At 43.9% G+C, this 722-nt stretch carries 1 protein-coding gene; it reads left to right on the top strand.

Annotated elements, in window-relative coordinates; translation table 11 throughout:
* On the top strand, positions 1 to 722 hold a 722-nt coding region (gene virB11, locus ACFIKD_RS09700; protein WP_375647944.1), incomplete at both ends, for a P-type DNA transfer ATPase VirB11.

Raw genomic sequence — 722 nt, 5'->3', positions numbered from 1 at the left:
CCCGTTCTCTCCGCAACACTGCCAAACAACGAACGCATACAAATTGTTATGCCTCCAGCAGTTGCAGCCAATACCATCAGCATGACCATTCGTAAACCTTCATCACGCACTTTTTCTCTTGAAAGTTTACATGAAAACAATCTGTTTTCTGTCGCCCAAAACACCAGCTTCACACCCGCGCAACAAATGACAGAACGGTTATCCGAACTCTCTGATACAGACAAAAAACTAACAGATTTGTTTCTGGCCAAAGATTTTTGCAACTTTTTAGAGAGAGCCGTTATTACACAACAAAATATCTTAATATCTGGAAAAACCGGTTCTGGGAAAACAACCCTCTCTAAAGCTTTAATTGCAAAAATCCCTGAATATGAACGAATTCTCACCATTGAAGACACGCCAGAACTTGTCGTTCCGCACGCCAACAAAGTGCAGCTCTTTTATTCAAAAGATAACCAAGGCTTAGCAAAAGCAGGTGCAAAAGAACTGCTTGAATCTGGCTTACGCATGCGCCCCGACAGAATCCTTCTCCAAGAGCTGCGTGATGGTACAGCCTTTTACTACATCCGTAATGTCAACTCTGGTCACCCCGGCTCCATTACAACCGTCCACGCCTCAACAGCACTTGCAGCCTTCGAACAAATGACCCTTTTAGTCAAAGAAAGTGACGGTGGTGGTAATTTAGCACGCGATGATATCCGCGGCTTATTAATCTCGATGAT

It is taken from the genome of Bartonella sp. CR84HXZ (assembly GCF_042194535.1).
In the GTDB taxonomy this organism is placed as follows: Bacteria; Pseudomonadota; Alphaproteobacteria; order Rhizobiales; family Rhizobiaceae; genus Bartonella; species Bartonella grahamii.
The sequence above is the reverse complement of the archived record's forward strand: the minus strand, read 5'-3'. Positions and strand labels throughout refer to the sequence as shown.